This window comes from Paenibacillus sp. FSL P4-0184, from assembly GCF_038004625.1.
GTDB lineage: Bacteria > Bacillota > Bacilli > Paenibacillales > Paenibacillaceae > Paenibacillus_AQ.
On record NZ_JBBORN010000002.1, the window covers coordinates 1175371 to 1195266 of the forward strand.

The following is a 19896-nucleotide window of genomic DNA, read 5'->3' on the forward strand; positions in this document are numbered from 1 at the left end:
TTGTAATCGTTTACATTTTATAGGGGAGGTGTTTGGAATCTAAAAAATAGTTTGCAATGTTGATCGGAAGATAGTAAAGAAGTGGTTTCTATGATTATTTTTATGAGAAGGGGGTAATCTGGATGATTACTACATTTAAACGAAGGTTGACCATGTCTTTTCTTTCTATTTCTTTAGTCGCACCTATGTTTATGGGTTTAACAGGTCAGAAGGTAGATGCAGCGAATACTACGATTAAATTAGATCCAAACCATATGAAGCAATCTTGGGAGGGGTGGGGAACCTCACTTGCCTGGTTCGGTAATATCACTGGTGGTTGGAACGATAAAGTCAAAAATGCAATGGCTGATGCACTATATTCTCCAGACGGATTGAATTTTAATATTGCTAGATATAATATAGGCGGCGGAGAGAATCCTGCTTACAATACGATGCGCCAAGGAGGGGAAGTACCCGGATTCTCTCCATCACCTGGAGTATTTGATTGGGCGCAAGATGCTAATCAGCGTTGGTGGCTGCAGGCGGCTAAAGAACGAGGTGCCAACATTCTGGAAGCGTTCTCGAACTCTGCTCCGTATTATATGACGGAAAGCGGAAGTACGACTGGTCACTGGGATTCGGGGAAAGACAACTTGAAGCCGGATGAGTACGAGAACTTTGCTAATTATTTGACAGAAGTGGTTAAGCATTTCAAAGATGACTGGAATATTGACTTCAATTATTTATCACCAGTGAATGAACCTAGTACGAGTTACTGGGGATTCGGTGGGGGTCAAGAGGGTTCCCACTGGGATGTTGGTTCTCAAATGAAGATCATAAATACGACACGTGCTAAATTGGATGCAGCAAATCTACAATCTGTACAAATAGCTGCCATGGATGAATCTATTCTGGACACCTTTGTAAGTAACTGGAACTCTTATGATGAGACAACTAAAGCTAATGTTGGTAAAATGAATACCCACTCCTACGGTGGTTCAAAGCGAGCTGAGATCAGAGATGCCGCCAAAGCTGCAGACAAAACGTTGTGGATGTCTGAAGTGGATTTAGGTCCTTCTGGGGTTGCTCACGACCATGATGATTTCGAACCAGCACTAGCTTTGGCAGAAAGAATTATGACGGACATTACTTGGCTAGAACCTACGGCGTGGATCACTTGGCAAGCGTTTGAAAGCGAGAAGAATATGCAAAAGGATAAGGAGAACATGAACTGGGGTCTCCTTCATGCAGATTTCGACACGCAAGAATGGTGGTATACGAAGAAGTATTACGCCATGCAGCAATTTAGTAAATTTATTCCGCAGGGTGCACGTTTCATAGAGGATACCGACGATAACACGTTGGCCGCTTATGATCCTTCAACTAACAAAATTCATGTTGTATATAGAAATCCTAACGTAACCAGTCAAAATATTTCCTTAGACTTGTCACAGTTCGATACGATCTCTGGAGATGCAACGCCTTATGTTTCTTCCGCGACAGAGAATGTCGTACAGAAGACTAAAGTTCCTGTTCTGGATAATATGTTGCAAACGACTGTTGGAGCAAAATCCATCACAACCTTCGTAATTGATGGCGCTACCTATACAAGCGACTCTCTAATTCCTCAGAGTGATATGACGGCAACAGCAAGTAGCGCTCAGTCTGGTGAAGAAGCTGAGAGAACATTGGATGGAGATGCTTGGACAAATTGGCACACTTCATGGGACCCTTATAATGCGGGACCGCATTCGATAACCTATGATCTTGGAGCCGAATATGATGTCAACAAGCTGAGTTATATGCCTCGGCAAGATAAAGATGAGAACGGTATTGTAACGAAGTTTACCATCGAAGTGAGTTCGGATGGCGATAACTTCACACCGGTTGCGAAAGGAACCTGGAAGAACGATAAATCCGAAAAAACTGCAACGTTTTCTACGCAGAAAGCGAAGTTTGTAAGGTTAAACGTAGATGAAAGTAATGGGTCTGGAGCACAGTACGCATCGGCTGCAGAGATAAATATTATGAGAAAGTCCAATTTCACAGTGGATACGACTTCACTCGCTAATGCAATTTCTAGAGCAGAAGACTATATCTCAGCTAATAACGCAAATGTAAATGTATCGGATTTGCAAAAGTTGGTGGTTGAAGCCAAAGTTGTTCAAAAGAACACTTTAGCAACACAGGAAGAGATCACACAAATCCTTTACAAACTGAACGTCGAATATAGCGTTTTAGGCCAAGGACTTATCCCACAAAGCCAGATGACGGCAACGTCTGACAATTCCGCATCTGAGGATGGACCGGAGAAGACTATTGATGGCGATCTTTGGACTAAATGGCATACTGCATATAACAACGATTATTCAACACTTCCGCATTCCATTACTTATAATCTCGGTAAAGCATATAACGGTATCTATAAACTTCAATATTTGCCACGACAGGATGTAGACTGGAATGGTGTAGTCACTAAGTTCGAAGTTTCTGTAAGTGACGATGGTGATAAATTCACCAAAGTAGTTGCAGAAGGAACTTGGAATGCCGATAAGACAGAGAAAACAGCAACCTTTAATGCGCAGGGTGCTAAATATGTTAGATTTACTGCACTTGAATCGAGAAGCGATGCAGGTAAGCAATATGCATCTGCTGCAGAGATCAATATTTTTAACAAGCAGGGATATAAAGTGGATTTCTCCAGCTTAGACAGCGCAATTCAAGCTGCAGAGAAGTTCAAAATAGATTCTGGGAAAGATGAGTCTTACTTCAAGAATCTGGACGCGATCCTTAGTCGAGCTAGTACTCTGCTAAATAGCGCAACAGCGACACAAGAAGAGATCGCGAAATTTGCCAGCCGTATCTTAACTGAAATATCCAATATTCAAAACAGTGATCCAAATATTAAGGGAATGAGCCTTTTCTATACACCAGAAGCTTATTACGCGAATCCAGCCAATCTAATGGTGGATAACGACATATCTACCTACTTCGAATCGAACTGGGACAAGAATGGAGTGAAGTATAAATCTGGCGATTATATCGTTGTAGATCTGGGTGAGAGTATGCGTGACGTTGGTAAGGTGCTTGTTACACCAAGACAAGACAAGGCAAACGGCCGCATCAAACAATTCAAAATCTATTACAGCGATGTGAATCTGAAGGATTTACCTGCTGACGCTGTCGGTACGCAAGCTTATTTGGACGAGAATTTCAAATTTGCAGCAAATGGTTCTTTTGATGACTATAGCACGAGTGTTCAATCCGCAACGTTCAAATCCGTTGAAGCTCGGTATATCGCGATTCAGGCTATAACTACTGGCGGTGACGGTAACACACTCAGCGCTGCAGAAATTGCAGTTAGTCAGAAACAAACAGCGACTTTTGATACTAGTAAACTACAATCAGCAATCGATCAATTGCGTACGTTGTCAGACATTAGTCCAAAAGTGGAAGCTGCGATAGAAAAGAAAATTACAACGATCGGTGATCTTAGTGATTTAACCGAAGAAAGCATTTCGCAATACACCAGACAGATAAATGACTTATACAATCTCTATTTGACTGTAAATAACAGAAACTCCATTAAGAGCGGTGAAGTATGGTTGGATACGGAAGGCGTGCCTATTCAAGCACATGGCGGAGGCATTCTGTACAACGAGAAGAATAAGACATATTACTGGTACGGTGAAGACAAGACGGAAGGTTATCTTCCTACTGGAGTTCACGCATATTCGTCCAAAGATTTGTACAAATGGCAAAATGAAGGCATTGTATTGCCTGTCTTCAATAACCCTCAACTTGGCGAAGCTGTAGTGCCGGCTGGAAATGACCTGCCATTATATCTAGATGAAAATTCTGAAACGTACAAGAATAGCGGGGTTCCATACGATCCGGATAGGAAAGTAGAAATTAAAAGTAAAGATGAAGATTATACAGGTAACATGAAAGCGCCAAACAATACGCTCAGTAAACATAATTCACCAGCTCGAATCGCTGAGCTAAATGCGCTGTATGCGAATTATTCGAATAAAGAGAAGCAAAAGATGTATAAAGATTTCAACTGGGATAAAGTTGTCGAGCGTCCTAAAGTCGTCTACAACAAGAAGAACAACAATTATGTGATGTGGTGGCATCAAGACGGACCGATTGCTGGCGAATATTGGACAGCAGAAGGTGGTGTTGCTGTCAGTGATTCGCCGACTGGGCCATTTAAATATCTCGGCACATCCCGATTGCCAAATGTAGGTGATGAACATGGCAATGAAGGAATGCTTCGTGATATGACCTTGTATGTCGATGACGATGGTAATGAAGCGACGGATGACAAAGCCTACTTGATTTTTTCTTCCGAAGAAAATGCTACGACCATAATCATGATGTTGAACGATGATTATACTGGTCCAGCCCAGAATGAGAAGGGTGAATCCTTAGAAGGAACTCACTATGTGAGAGCGTTTAAAGATTGGAGAGAAGCACCAACGATCTTTAAGCAAGACGGAGTCTATTATATGATTACGTCCGGTTTGTCCGGTTGGGATCCTAACGAAGCCCAATACCGCGTCTCCACTGAGGGAATGTTTGGACCGTGGGAAAATAAAGGCAATCCTATGGTTAATGACAATAGAAATACCTTCAGGAGCCAAAGTACGTTTGTACTGCCTTATCGGGATGGTAATGGTGTTCTGGTACCGAATAAATTTATCTTTATGGCCGATCGCTGGTACCCGAGTAATTTGAGTGATTCCAGATATGTTTGGCTTCCGATTGAACTCGATAACGAGAATCGCAGAATTGCGGTAAGTTGGCATGATGAGTGGGATACTTCTCTATTCAAGACCGGTACGACTATTAACTTCAATAGTAATGGAGGAAGTTCAATTTCTTCCTTGTATGGGGTTGAAGTCGGTACGAAAATTACTGCACCGTCAGAACCTACTCGGGAAGGATTTAAGTTTGTAAATTGGTATAAAGACGAAGCACTAAGTACAGTATGGGATTTCACTAAAGATACGGTCCCAACAAATGATATTACTCTCTATGCGAAATGGGTGCCTGTAGCTGCACCAGTGATTACAAATATCATGCCAGTCAATGTAGCTACAGTAACTGGAACTCCACCAGTACTGCCAACAGTCGTAACGGCTGTTTACAGTGATGGAACAACCCAAGACAAATCAGTTGTATGGGATGTAATTGATCCTTCACAGTATGCCGAAGCGGGTAGCTTTAGTGTAAGTGGAGCGGTAGACGGCACAGTGATCCCAGCTGTTGTGAATGTGATCGTAAGCGATGATGTTAATAGAGCACAACTTGCCGCACGAATCGCAGATGCACGAGCCATTCATGATTTAGTCGTGGAAGGAACGGCTGTTGGTCAGTATGCAATAGGTTCGAAACAGAAACTGATGGATTCGATCATGGAGGCACAGCAAGTGCTTGACAATGATTCAGCTACACAGTCTGAGTTAGAACAAGCAACAATTGATTTGAATTCAGCAATTCAAGTATTAGAGGCTTCAAAGAATCAACATGTTAAAGTACAGTCTATCTCAATCACGAGCGTTTCGTCGTCCATTGAAGTGAAGAAAGGAACTCTGCAGTTACAAGCGGAAGTCCAACCGGCTAATGCTACGAACAAAACCGTTACGTGGGCGGTCTATGAAGCAGATGGAAAAACTTTAGCGGATAAAGCAATCATCAATACAAATGGGTTGTTAACGGCTGCGAAGAACGGCGTTGTGAAAGTCGTTGCAACATCCGTTGATAACACCACAGTTTACGGAATAAAAGAGATTATGATAAGCGGTCAAAATGACAGCCCAGAGCCTACTCCAAGCCCAGGAACAAATCCAGGCAACCCAACGACATCAACGAGTCCTACACCTACACCAACGACCCCTCCTACAAAAGAAGATCCACATCGTTATGTGCCAACTGGTAAAGAACTACAAAATGAAACTGCACAGAACGGAACAACAAGCCTGACCATTAACATTGATAAGGAAGCTTTAGCGAAGAAGTTAGAAGCACTTAAGCAAGCAACAGGAACCCCTAATCTTGACATCGAGATTCAGGGAATGAATTCATGGAATGCAGTCAATTTGCCATTGGATGTCTTGTATAACAGCTTGAAAGCAAATAAGGAAACAATCATAACACTAAGAAGCCATTTAGGCAGTTATGAACTTCCGCTTGCCAATCTGAATCGTGATGAACTTGAGAAAGCTGCTAAAGTTGCGGGTGCAACCTTAATCATTCGAATGGATAATGTGACTTCACAGCATGAGCAGAAGTTTGAACAATCCATAGTAGAAAAAGGGATGAAACGAGTAAGCGACATCATCGCGTACAAAGTCATTCTTAAATCGAATGATAAAGAAGAAGAGCTTCAACGTTTCGGAAATCCGTTTATGACACGTGTCATAAATATGGATGGCGTTATTCAAGATCCATCGACTGCGACCGCTGTTATGTTCGATCCGGTTACAGGACAAATGCGTTTCGTACCATCGGTGTTTAATGTGAAGAACGGCAAGACTGAAGTCTCGATCTTCGGACATGAAAATGGTCTATACACCATCGTTCAGAACAAGAAAACATTCGATGATATGATTGGACATTGGGCACAAAAGGATGTTGAAACCTTAGCCTCTAAACTGATCATTAACGGAATGTCGGATCGGACGTTTGCACCAGCAGGCCAAGTTACACGTGCTCAATTTGCGGCACTACTGGTAAGAGGACTAGGATTATCGACGGAGTCGTTAACGAATATGTTTGTAGATGTTAGTACAACTGCGTGGTATGCACAGGATGTGAATACAGCAGCGAAACTTGGTTTGGTTCAAGGCGTTGGTGAAGGGAAATTTAGTCCGGATTCACGGATTACGAGAGAACAAATGGTTGTGATGATCATGAACGCTGTTCAGTTTGTCCAAGGAACAGAAAGCGTCGAAGCAAGTCAACCATCCTTTGCAGATCAGGCTCAAATATCATCCTATGCTCAGGAAGCAATTGCGGCAGCAGCAGAAATAGGATTGATTAATGGCAAGACAGCAATAACATTTGCACCAAAGGATATGACAACTCGTGCTGAAGCTGCAGTTGTTCTGAGAAATGTATTGTATTACTTGAAGTTTATGAACAATTAGAATGTTAAAACTGCGCCTGATCTCTATATTGGATTAGGCGTAGTTATATTAAAGTGAGTTGTTTCTAGTATTTTGAAATCATATTAATTTTCAAGCCCAGCTCGAAGGTTTTAACTGTGAAGGAGACTTCAATCGAGAATGATGCTTTGATGGCAATATGAATACAATCGTAGAGATTGTAAAAATGAAAAAATGTAAACGATTACAATAAATTTTGTAAATACAGTTGCTAGGCTCTTTACACCACAAGTAGGAGGAACATATCATTTATGAAAAAAATCAAAAGAATAGCGTTGTTTAGCTTAGTAGTAATGTTATTCATATCATGCCTTACAATAGGTCAAACTCAGGCAGCTAATGCAAATGAGTTTAATGGTGTAGGTACTTCATTCGCGGACGGATTGGATGTTGCAACTCAAAAAAGACTGGCAGAGGCACCGCGAACAGTTGAAGCATGGATCAAGGTACCAGCTAATTTACCTAGCGGTCAACGAATTGGAGTTATTTTAGGTAATTACTTTGATAACTACTACGATGATATTTCTAGATTTAGCTTTGAAGTTAATCAAAATTCCAATCCAAGAGTTTATTGGAAATCTGGTTTGGGTAATCCAATCGATTATGTGGCTACAAATGTAAATGTAAAAACTGGTGATTGGATGCATCTTGCGATTACTCTCGATGAAGTAGGAAACAAAGCTGTAACATACGTTAATGGAGAGAAGATGCATGAAGAGCAATTTAAGGTGCCACTGCCTAAGGATCGCCCAGCTCGAGAAATGAAAATTGGTTCGGACTATAGAGGGTACACGAATGGTAAGCCATCTATGAAGTTTAATGGTGAGTTAGCTGATTTACGTGTATGGTCTGATGTTCGCACAGCTGAAGAAATCAAAAACAACTACAATGGTTATTTGCAGGGTGATGAAGCCAGCTTAATGGGAAATTGGAAGCTGGCTAATCAAATTGATGGTAAGTATGTTGACAGCTCTTTAGAGCAAAACCATGTAACACTATACAATGAAGAAACAACCAACTGGCTTGATGGTGAATTTCCGGAAGGCGACTACTCTATTGCTATTATTCCTGACACCCAGTATCTTGTACGATACCATCCGGAAGCCTATATGAAGCATATAAACTGGATTAAGGAGAATGCGGAAAAATTAAAGATTAAGCTTGCTATTCAGGTTGGCGACTTGGTTGACGAGCCTAATAGCACTGAGCAATGGGGAGTTTCATCAACAGGGATGAGAATGCTCGATGATGTTGTTCCTTATGTTTTTTCGCCAGGAAATCACGATATGATTTTAGGTAAGTCTACCTTAACTCGTGACACAACAAAATATAATCAGTTCTATCCGTACAGTAAATATTCTGCAGAACCAGCATTTGCTGGTGCTTACCGAGAAGGGAAAATGGATAACACCTATAGTAAGTTCAATATTAACGGTGTGCGCTATTTGGTACTGGTTATGGAATTTGCCCCTAATGATGCTGTACTGGCTTGGGCTGATCAAGTTATTTCTGAAAATCAGGATCGAAAAGTAATTATTAGCACGCATTCATACATGTATCATTCAGGTGAACAGATTAGTACAAGGCATAAGGACTATCCATCCAAGGATATTGATGATGGCAATAACGGCGATGATATGTGGAATAAGCTTGTAAGCAAGCATAAAAACATCGTACTAGTGACGTCGGGTCATATCGGTTACCCGGATATTGTAGTAAGAGAAGATATTGGTGAACATGGAAATACCGTTCAGCAAGTGCTGGCTGATGCTCAATTTATGACTAGTGATCTAGGTATGATTATGCTAATGACCTTTAAGGAAGGTAGCAACAACGTTGATGCTAACTGGTATTCCGTTACGAAGGAGAAGTTTTATCGTGCTAGCAACCAGTTTTCAATGGATTTAAACTTGTATGATGGGAGTGAGCCAGATCCTGAGAGAACACCCATTGAGTTTAGGACAGAGGATCATTCGGTTAAAAAAGGCGAACTTGTTACTGTTCCGATTACTGTTAGCCAAGCATCTAAAATGACAGGTGTCGAAGGCGTGGTTCAGTATGACAAAGAGCTATTAACGTTGGAAAGCTTCGAATTTGTTGAATTTAAAGAAAATGAGAGTCACAATGCATCTATTGCTGGAAAAGTTAGCTTTGCTGGAATTGCACAGCGTGCAATTGGAACTGATGAGAATACGGTAATTGCTAATCTGACATTCCGCGCAAAAGCAGATGTAACAGGTGAGCAGGAGACAAATATTTCTTTCTTTAATGTACAAGCGATTGAGAAAGGTACGGCAGGGCAGGCCGTATTTGTTCCAACTACTGCGGTAGGCTCCAAAATTACACTTAGCGGAAAAGCGATACGAGATTTATTTGACCAGAAAACATTTAATATTATGGTCAAGCATAGTAGCTTAAATATGGACGTAGATGGTGGATCTTATAATAATGGCGCAAAAATTATTCAATGGTCTAAGGGTCAGGGGGTAAATCAGCAATGGACATTTATTAAGACGGGTCCTGGATACTACAAAATTGTTTCTCAACATAGCTCTAAGGTGCTCGCAGTACAGAATGCATCAATGGAAAATGGTACTACAATTGTTCAGCAAGAATATTCAGAAGATGAAAGTTATTACGATGAATGGTCAGTCCTTGAAATAGAAAATGGCTATTACCAATTGATCAATCGAGCTTCTGGAAAAGTAATAGGCATTAGTAATGGCAGTACAGGTGGGGGAACATCATTCACACAAAGCGAGAATATTTCAGCAGATTATCAAAAGTTCTTCTTGTCGTTAGATCGAAGAATCAATCATGACTGGACAGGAACAGGTCAAAATCAGCTTGAATATAGCTCAGGCTGGGGGTCTTGGGATACCCATTACTCTAATACGAAGGATGCAAGTGTAACGTTACGCTTTATTGGAACTCAAGTGAAATTGTATGGTGCGAAGGGCAAGGATCAGGGGATTGTTGCGATTTCTATTGATGGCGGACCAGAAACACTTGTGGATGCTTACGCTTCATCAAGACAGGATGGACAGTTGCTCTTCGAAAGTCCAACAATGACGAATAAAGAGCATGTGCTAAAAATTAGAGTGACAGGAACTAAAAATGAGGAAGCAACAAATACTTACTACACGCTTCATTATATTGATCTCTTTTCCAGAGTAGATCGTTTATTAGAGTCCATTGCAATCACAACTATGGATAAAGAGATTACAACAGAAGGTGGGACGTTGCAATTTGAAGCGACGGTTCTTCCTGAAAATGCCGTGAATAAAGATATCATCTGGTCAGTGTTCGAAACAGATGGTAATGCGACTGATAAGGCGACTATTAGTACGGATGGTCTGCTTACCGCAGTGAAGAATGGTGAAGTTAAAGTAGTAGCTACCGCGGCAGTAGGCACGGCTGCGAATAGTGGAAGCGCAGTTGATAAAAAGATCATTGTGATCAGCGGTCAAAAACTAGTTAACTCGATAACTGTGGTCAGTGAAACTGGAGCAACTGAAATTACGACGAAGGGTGGTAGCTTACAGCTTAAAGCAGAAGCTGAGCCAGCAAATGCAGCAAATAAATCTGTAACGTGGTCGGTTTATGAAGCAGATGGCACAACAGTAACTACTAAAGCAACAATTAGTGAAAGTGGTGTACTGACAGCTATGAAGGATGGTGAGGTTAATGTCGTAGCGACAGCAGCCGATGGATCCGGAGTATTCGGAAGCAAGATCATTACGATTAGCGGTCAAAGCGATACGCCAGACCCAGACCCAGTGAAGGTCGAAACAATTACTGTAACAAGCGAGGGAAATGCTACAACAATAACGGCAAAAGGCGGCACGTTGTCAATGGAAGCGACGGTTCTTCCTGCGGATGCAGCAAACAAAGTTGTAACATGGTCAGTGCGTGAAGCAGATGGCACAACAGTAACTACTAAAGCAACAATTAGTGAAAGTGGTGTACTGACAGCTATGAAGGATGGTGAGGTTAATGTCGTAGCGACAGCAGCCGATGGATCCGGAGTATTCGGAAGCAAAATCATTACGATTAGCGGTCAAAGCGATACGCCAGACCCAGACCCAGTGAAGGTCGAAACAATTACTGTAACAAGCGAGGGAAATGCTACAACAATAACGGCAAAAGGCGGCACGTTGTCAATGGAAGCGACGGTTCTTCCTGCGGATGCAGCAAACAAAGTTGTAACATGGTCAGTGCGTGAAGCAGATGGCACAACAGTAACTACTAAAGCAACAATTAGTGAAAGTGGTGTACTGACAGCTATGAAGGATGGTGAGGTTAATGTCGTAGCGACAGCAGCCGATGGATCCGGAGTATTCGGAAGCAAAATCATTACGATTAGCGGTCAAAGCGATACGCCAGACCCAGACCCAGTGAAGGTCGAAACAATTACTGTAACAAGCGAGGGAAATGCTACAACCATAACGGCAAAAGGCGGCACGTTGTCAATGGAAGCGACGGCTCTTCCTGCGGATGCAGCAAACAAAGTTGTAACATGGTCAGTGCGTGAAGCAGATGGCACAACAGTAACTACTAAAGCAACAATTAGTGAAAGTGGTGTACTAACAGCTATGAAGGATGGTGAGGTTAATGTCGTAGCGACAGCAGCCGATGGTTCCGGAGTATTCGGAAGCAAGATCATTACGATTAGCGGTCAAAGCGATACGCCAGACCCAGACCCAGTGAAGGTCGAAACAATTACTGTAACAAGCGAGGGAAATGCTACAACCATAACGGCAAAAGGCGGCACGTTGTCAATGGAAGCGACGGCTCTTCCTGCGGATGCAGCAAACAAAGTTGTAACATGGTCAGTGCGTGAAGCAGATGGCACAACAGTAACTACTAAAGCAACAATTAGTGAAAGTGGTGTACTGACAGCTATGAAGGATGGTGAGGTTAATGTCGTAGCGACAGCAGCCGATGGTTCCGGAGTATTTGGAAGCAAGATCATTACGATTAGCGGTCAAAGCGATACGCCAGACCCAGACCCAGTGAAGGTCGAAACAATTACTGTAACAAGCGAGGGAAATGCTACAACCATAACGGCAAAAGGCGGCACGTTGTCAATGGAAGCGACGGCTCTTCCTGCGGATGCAGCAAACAAAGTTGTAACATGGTCAGTGCGTGAAGCAGATGGCACAACAGTAACTACTAAAGCAACAATTAGTGAAAGTGGTGTACTGACAGCTATGAAGGATGGTGAGGTTAATGTCGTAGCGACAGCAGCCGATGGTTCCGGAGTATTTGGAAGCAAGATCATTACGATTAGCGGTCAAAGCACAAGTGGTGGCGGTAACGGCAATGGCGGAGGCAATAATGGTGGAGGAAACAACGGCGGTAGCACGACAGAGCCCAGTGTCGGAGATCCAACGGTGTATGAATCTAAAGGTAGTGAGCTTACGGTTAATGCAGCTGATAACACAGTGAAGGCCCAGCTGGATGCAGAAGTCTTTATGAAGAAGGTTCAAGCATTCGAAAAAGCAGGAGAAAATACAGGCTCGGTGCTGAGCATCAAGGTTTCTGGTTCTTACGCAGGCTACGAGATAGCGATTCCAGCGGAAGTAATAAACCGCTTGGCGAACAGCAAGCCTGATGCTGTCATTAAAGTGAATAGTTCAATAGGAAGTTATGCATGGCCGGTTTCTGAATTGTTAGGGGAAGGCCTTGATCTAAACGGACAAGTGATTGTTCGTATTGAGCAAGCAGACCGGGCAGTACAGAAAGGTTTGGAAGAAAAGCTTGCTGGTAGCGGTACAAGGATACGAGGTGCCGTTGTTAGTTATGGAGCAAAGCTGAAAATGAAGGAAGCGACAACGGAGCTGACACCAGCGGGGTATGTGGAGCGAACGCTAAACTTAGATGGTGTAGTAAGTAATCCGAATGAAGCGACGGTAATGAAGTACGATCCGGTAACGGGAGAACTTCGTTTTGTCCCAGCCGTATTTACGTTGAAGGATGGTAATACGGTGGCGACGATTCAACATAATGAAAATGGCCTGTATGTGATCGTAGAAGGGAAAAAAACGTTTACAGATATGCAAGGTCACTGGGCGCAGGCTGATGTTGAAGCACTTGCTTCTAAGTTGATCATTAACGGAATGACGGATCGGACGTTTGCACCAGCAGGCCAAGTTACACGTGCTCAATTTGCGGCACTACTGGTAAGAGGACTGGGGTTATCGACGGAGTCGTTAACGAATATGTTTGTAGATGTTAGTACAACTGCGTGGTATGCACAGGATGTGAATACAGCAGCGAAACTTAGTTTGGTTCAAGGCGTTGGTGAAGGGAAATTTAGTCCGGATTCACGGATTACGAGAGAGCAAATGGTCGTGATGATCATGAACGCTGTTCAACTCGTTCAAGGAGATCATAGAACTGAAGCTCAATTGCGCACTCCATTTGCCGATCAGGACCGAATCTCTGGTTATGCTACCAAAGCCGTAACAGAAGCAGCAAGCAAAGGATTAATCAAAGGCAAAACAGAAACAACATTTGCTCCGCAAGATGCAGCCACACGTGCTGAGGCTGCGGTGATGATCAAACAAATTTTGCAATACTTGAAGTTTATGAATAAATAGAGTTAATGCTGCGCTTGATCTCTATGTTGAATCAGGTGTAGTAGTTACATTTGGTAATTATATTGAATTAAGCCTTTTATCAAAGAGAACTCTTTAGCAAAACGTTTACTGAATTAGTGCACCGAGTCTAGGTTTTGCATAAAAATTCTTTTCTCTGACTTGACATCAATCTTATCTCATTAAGTAACGTTAGTGACTTATTAGTGACAGCGCTTAATTAATTTAATGAACGAGGAGAGAACGATTTGAAATTAACTAGAATATTTACAACCACACTTGCAATTGCGATATGTTCAATGAGTTTCTTGCATTTATTGGCTGTACCTGTTCATGCTGATTCTAATTCTGGATGGCCAAGGTCCGTTATTGTGCCAATTCCTGAAACAACGACTGGTGTTTCGGAGCCAGTAATCAGTTTGAATGGAACATGGAAGGCGACCACAGACGTTCCGGAAAAATTCTGGGAAAACAGTGTTGATCCTTCCTCATGGAGAGATATACAAGTGCCAGGTGAAATGAACCTACAAAATTTTGATATTTCTCTCGACACTGAGTATCCCTACAAAAAGCTTGTTAGCATCCCTGCCGACTTTAGCGAAAAAAAGGTTATCCTTCGATTCGAAGCCGTATTTAGTGATGCCAAAGTGTGGGTAGACGGTAAGCTGGCAGGAGATCACTCAGGCGGCTTTACCGCATGGGATTGCGATATAACGAGCTTTGTAACTCCTGGGGAATCTGCATGGATAACAGTAGGAGTAACCGAAAAATCGGATGACATATCAAATGCATCTGGATATGCCAAACACAATATCGGCGGTATTCTTAGAAATGTTAAAATGATGGCGCTTCCGAATGATTATGCAACCCGGTTTCACGCATCAACAGATTTCGATTCCACTTATGAGAATGCAAGACTAAATGTTACAGTAGCTATGAATTTCAACGAGGGCCAAGATGCTACTGTTAATCTGAGTTTGAATGACCCTCAAGGAAATAGTGTAGAGATTAGTCCAAGTTCAGTTAATCTAGCGGCAACGAATGCAGAACAAGCGGTAAGCATTCCTGTATCTGTTCCACAAAAATGGGATGCAGAGCACCCTAATCTTTATACATTAAATGCCAATATTGTTATTAACGATAATGTTGTCGAAACACTTACAAAAAAAGTTGGCTTTAGAGAAGTTGTAAAAGCAGGAAATAAAGTATATGTCAATGGAAATGAAATTAAACTAAGAGGCGTTAATGCGCATGATGCACATCCAACCTATGGACGTGCAACGACAGATGAGCTAGATGCGGAGCAAGTTAAACTTTATAAAGATGCCAACATCAACTTTGTTCGAACATCGCATTATCCGCGCTCGGATGCGTTCCTAGATGCTGCTGATTTATACGGTATGTATGTGCTAGAAGAAACAGCAGTAGTTTGGCAAAATGGCCATGCCGGCGAGAATCCGTATACGGTGAACGATCCGGCGTATACAACTAGATATATGAATCAGTTTGCCGAAATGATAGAGAAGGATTTAACGCATCCTTCTATTATCATCTGGTCTTTAGGTAACGAAACAGATTGGGGGTTAAACTTCGATAAAGAGCTTGAATATGTAAAAGCTGAGGATCCGACTAGACTGACTATCGTAAGCTGGGGAAATGCTGCAACAGATATCTTTAGCTTTCATTATCCAGATTATAATGGCAATATGGCACCCTCAAATTGGCAACCAAATCTCGCAGATGAATATGTACATGTGAACAGTTATAACGTAAATACACAAAAACGAGACCCTGGTGTTCGTAATTTTTGGGGAGAAAGTCTAAAAAGGTTTTGGGAAAACATCTTTACTACAAGTGGAAGTCTAGGAGGAGCGATATGGGCCTCACCGGATGATGTATTTGAATCCCCTATTAACGGTTCCATAGGTTACGGGGAATGGGGAATTATTGATGGATGGCGTCGGGTGAAGCCTGAGCACTGGCTTACGAAGAAAGCATATTCACCGATCCGTACAACAGATACTTCTGTTACGAATCCTGGAACTGGAAATCCACTTCTTATTCCAGTGAAAAACTGGTTTGATAGCACGAATTTCAATGAGATTTCTTTTAACTGGCAAGTAGGTACGGATTCAGGCAGCGTAACTGATCTTAATCTTGCCCCTCATGCTGACGGAACGCTGATCATTCCAGCTCGAAATTGGAAGGAAGGCGAAATATTAAATATTAAAGTTTATCAAGGAAGCAGTTATATTGACGAATTTAATCTGCCGATTGGATTTGTGGCCAAGACATTCTCGAGCCCACAGGGACCTGCCCCTATCATTTCGGAAAATGATAGTGAGATTACGGTTTCTGGAACGAATTTCGATATCTTTTTCAGTAAGACAACAGGAACGATTACGAACGGCTCATACGAGGGAAGTACAATTATTACAGGAGGACCGAGACTGAATTTAGGCAATGTCACACTATCTGACTGGAGACTCTCAAGTATTAGTCATTCTACGGCAGGCAATGAAGCCGTGATTAATATTTCTGGCAGTTATGGTGCTGTTGAAGCTGGCTTTACAGTAAAAGTAGATGGTAAAGGGCTCATTACTAACCAATATAGTATCAAAAATCCTCCAGGGGATGTAACAGAAGTGGGAATTGCATACGATGTTTCTCCTTCCGTAGACAGGCTAAGTTGGGATAGACAAGGTTTGTGGTCGGCATATCCATCTGATCATATCGGCAGAACGACTGGTGTTGTAAATAGAGATAGTGGTCATTATGCCGAATTTGGAGTTCAACCTACATGGTCATGGTCCGAAGACATGCAAGATTTCTTCCTATATGGATCCAACGATCAAGGGGGACGAGGTTCCAATGATTTTAGAAGCATGAAAGAAAATATTTATTATGGTTCTGCCATTGTTGCGGATTCAAACAATAGGCTGCGGGCGGAATCTAACGGCACTGATGCTTTCCGAATGGAAACTTTGAAGACAGAATGGGTGGATGATACAAACGATAAACTTTCTTACAGTGGAACATGGGATTCTCACAATGACTCGGATGATTATCAAGGTACAGAAAAATTTAGCAATAGTGTCGGTGCCTATGTGGAGCATACGTTTGAAGGATCAAGTATTAGCCTTATAGGCCCTAAAAACAATAATATGGGTAAATTTGATATATATATTGATGGAGAGCTTGATGCTTCTGGAATAGACGCTTATGCACCATCTAAGCTGTATCAGAAAACACTATATAGTAAAACAGGTCTTGCAGAAGGTCCACATACGATCAAAATCGTTGTAACAGGGGAGAAAAATGAAAATGCGAGTGATGCGTATGTAGTCATGGATGTATTTGAAGTGTCATTGCCTTCAACATCAATGATTGTGAATAATGAGTGGAGTTATACGGATTTGGACTGGGGAAATTATGAAACCTCAATCTCTGTTTCATCAGGCTATACGAACACAGTGAAAGTGAGACTAACGGACAATGATCTCAATGACTTCTACAAATTTGACGACACAAGTAGCAGTGTGGCGTACGGTGAAGGATGGAAGACGTACCCAGACGAACATGCATACCAACAAACGAACCATTATAGCAATACTGACAATGCGACCGCAACGTATACCTTTTACGGAACCAAAGCAAAGTTTTATGGGTTTTTGAGAGATGATTTGGGTAAAGCAGATATTTATATTGATAACAAGCATATAAAAACGATTGATTTGTACTCGTCTCATATGCAAAGCGATGTGATGCTTTTTGAAAGTGACTTACTTGATGAGGGCACTCATACTTTGCAGATCAAGGTTAAAGGTGAAAAAAATACATCTTCAACCAACACTTATATCATTGTTGATGCTTTTGAGAGTGATGGTTTGAATATACTCACGGACACGCCAACATCTACTGTCAGTTTTGACAGCAACGATGGCAGTGAAGTGGAAAGTATTACAGCAACACGGGGGTCCACAATTGCTGAGCCAACAGCACCAACGAAGGACGGTTCTATATTTCTTGGCTGGTACAAGGATGAAGAATTAACAGAGAAATGGGATTTTGCAACTGATATAGCACCAGATCAAAATATTACTTTATATGCGAAGTGGGAAACTGAAGCTACGTTTGTAAAGGTGGAATCGATTACTCTAACTGGCCAAAATGATTCAGTAGTGATTGATGTCAAAGGCGGCAGTCTGCAGTTAACTTCAGAAGTGCTCCCAACTAATGCTACGAAAAATACGATTGTGTGGTCCGTATATGAAGCCGATGGCGTGACATTAACAGATAAAGCATCGATAAACACAAGCGGTTTGCTAACAGCTGTTAAAGACGGAGTAGTTAAAGTCGTAGCAACAGCAACAGATGGTTCTAATGTTCATGGAGAAATGGTTATTAGCATAAGTGGTCAAACGGACATTATCGATCCAGGCACTGATCCTTTGAATGTTGAAAAGATTAACATCACAAGCTCAGGTAATGTGTCCACAATTACTGCTAAGAATGGAACTTTGCAACTAGGCGCTACCGTGCTACCTGCTAATGCTACGAATAAGTCGGTAACATGGGCTGTATACGGAGTAGATGGAAGAATAGAAACGGATATCGCAACCATTGATGTAACCGGTTTGCTGACGGCTGTGAAAGATGGAACTGTGAAGGTGGTAGCCACAGCAGTGGATGGTTCTGGTGTTCAAGGAGAAATGCTTATTACCATTAGTGGTCAAACGGATATTATCGATCCAGGTACAGGTCCAGGAACGGGCGTAGATCCAGGCAACCCAACGACATCAACGAGTCCTACACCTACACCAACGACCCCTCCTACAAAAGAAGATCCACATCGTTATGTGCCAACTGGTAAAGAACTACAAAATGAAACTGCACAGAACGGAACAACAAGCCTGACCATTAACATTGATAAGGAAGCTTTAGCGAAGAAGTTAGAAGCACTTAACAAAACTACAGGAACCCCTAATCTTGACATCGAGATTCAGGGAATGAATTCATGGAATGCAGTCAATTTGCCATTGGATGTCTTGTATAACAGCTTGAAAGCAGATAAGGAAACAATCATAACACTAAGAAGCCATTTAGGCAGTTATGAACTTCCGCTTGCCAATCTGAATCGTGATGAACTTGAGAAAGCTGCTAAAGTTGCGGGTGCAACCTTAATCATTCGAATGGATAATGTGACTTCACAGCATGAGCAGAAGTTTGAACAATCCATAGTAGAAAAAGGGGTGAAACGAGTAAGCGACATCATCGCGTACAAAGTCATTCTTAAATCGAATGATAAAGAAGAAGAGCTTCAACGTTTCGGAAATCCGTTTATGACACGTGTCATAAATATGGATGGCGTTATTCAAGATCCATCGACTGCGACCGCTGTTATGTTCGATCCGGTTACAGGACAAATGCGTTTCGTACCATCGGTGTTTAATGTGAAGAACGGCAAGACTGAAGTTTCGATCTTCGGACATGAAAATGGTCTATACACCATCGTTCAGAACAAGAAAACATTCGATGATATGATTGGACATTGGGCACAAAAGGATGTTGAAACCTTAGCCTCTAAACTGATCATTAACGGAATGTCGGATCGGACGTTTGCACCAGCAGGCCAAGTTACACGTGCTCAATTTGCGGCACTACTGGTAAGAGGACTAGGGTTATCGACGGAGTCGTTAACGAATATGTTTGCAGATGTTAGTACAACTGCGTGGTATGCACAGGATGTGAACACAGCAGCGAAACTTGGTTTGGTTCAAGGCGTTGGTGAAGGGAAATTTAGTCCAGATTCACGGATTACGAGAGAGCAAATGGTCGTGATGATCATGAACGCTATTCATCTCGTTCAAGGAGATCATAGAACTGAAGCTCAATTGCGCACTCCATTTGCCGATCAAGCAAGTATCTCTGATTATGCTACCCAAGCCGTAACAGAAGCAGCAAGCCAAGGATTAATCAAAGGCAAAACAGAAACAGCTTTTGCTCCGCAAGATACAGCCACACGTGCTGAGGCAGCGGTGATGATCAAACAAGTTTTGCAATACTTGAAGTTTATGAACTAGATAAATGTTTAAAAATTGTGCTCGGCTCACACTGAACTGTGGACCGAGCACAATGATTAT

The 19896-nt window shown here is 42.1% G+C and carries 3 protein-coding genes; all 3 read left to right on the top strand.

The features are described from left to right. The first annotated feature begins 122 nt into the window (after window positions 1-122). Window positions 123-7133 carry a discoidin domain-containing protein gene (locus MKY52_RS27230; RefSeq protein ID WP_341054830.1) on the top strand — a complete coding sequence of 2337 codons (7011 nt, stop codon included), beginning with the start codon at window positions 123-125 and terminating at the stop codon, window positions 7131-7133. A 269-nt stretch (window positions 7134-7402) separates the two neighbouring features. Continuing rightward, on the top strand, window positions 7403-13756 hold the full coding sequence (locus MKY52_RS27235) for an Ig-like domain-containing protein (RefSeq protein ID WP_341054831.1): 6354 nt from the start codon (window positions 7403-7405) through the stop codon (window positions 13754-13756). A gap of 245 nt (window positions 13757-14001) precedes the next feature. Further along, entirely contained in the window at window positions 14002-19836 is a 5835-nt protein-coding gene (locus MKY52_RS27240) for a glycoside hydrolase family 2 TIM barrel-domain containing protein (RefSeq protein ID WP_341054833.1), read from the top strand. The last annotated feature ends 60 nt before the right edge of the window (window positions 19837-19896 follow it).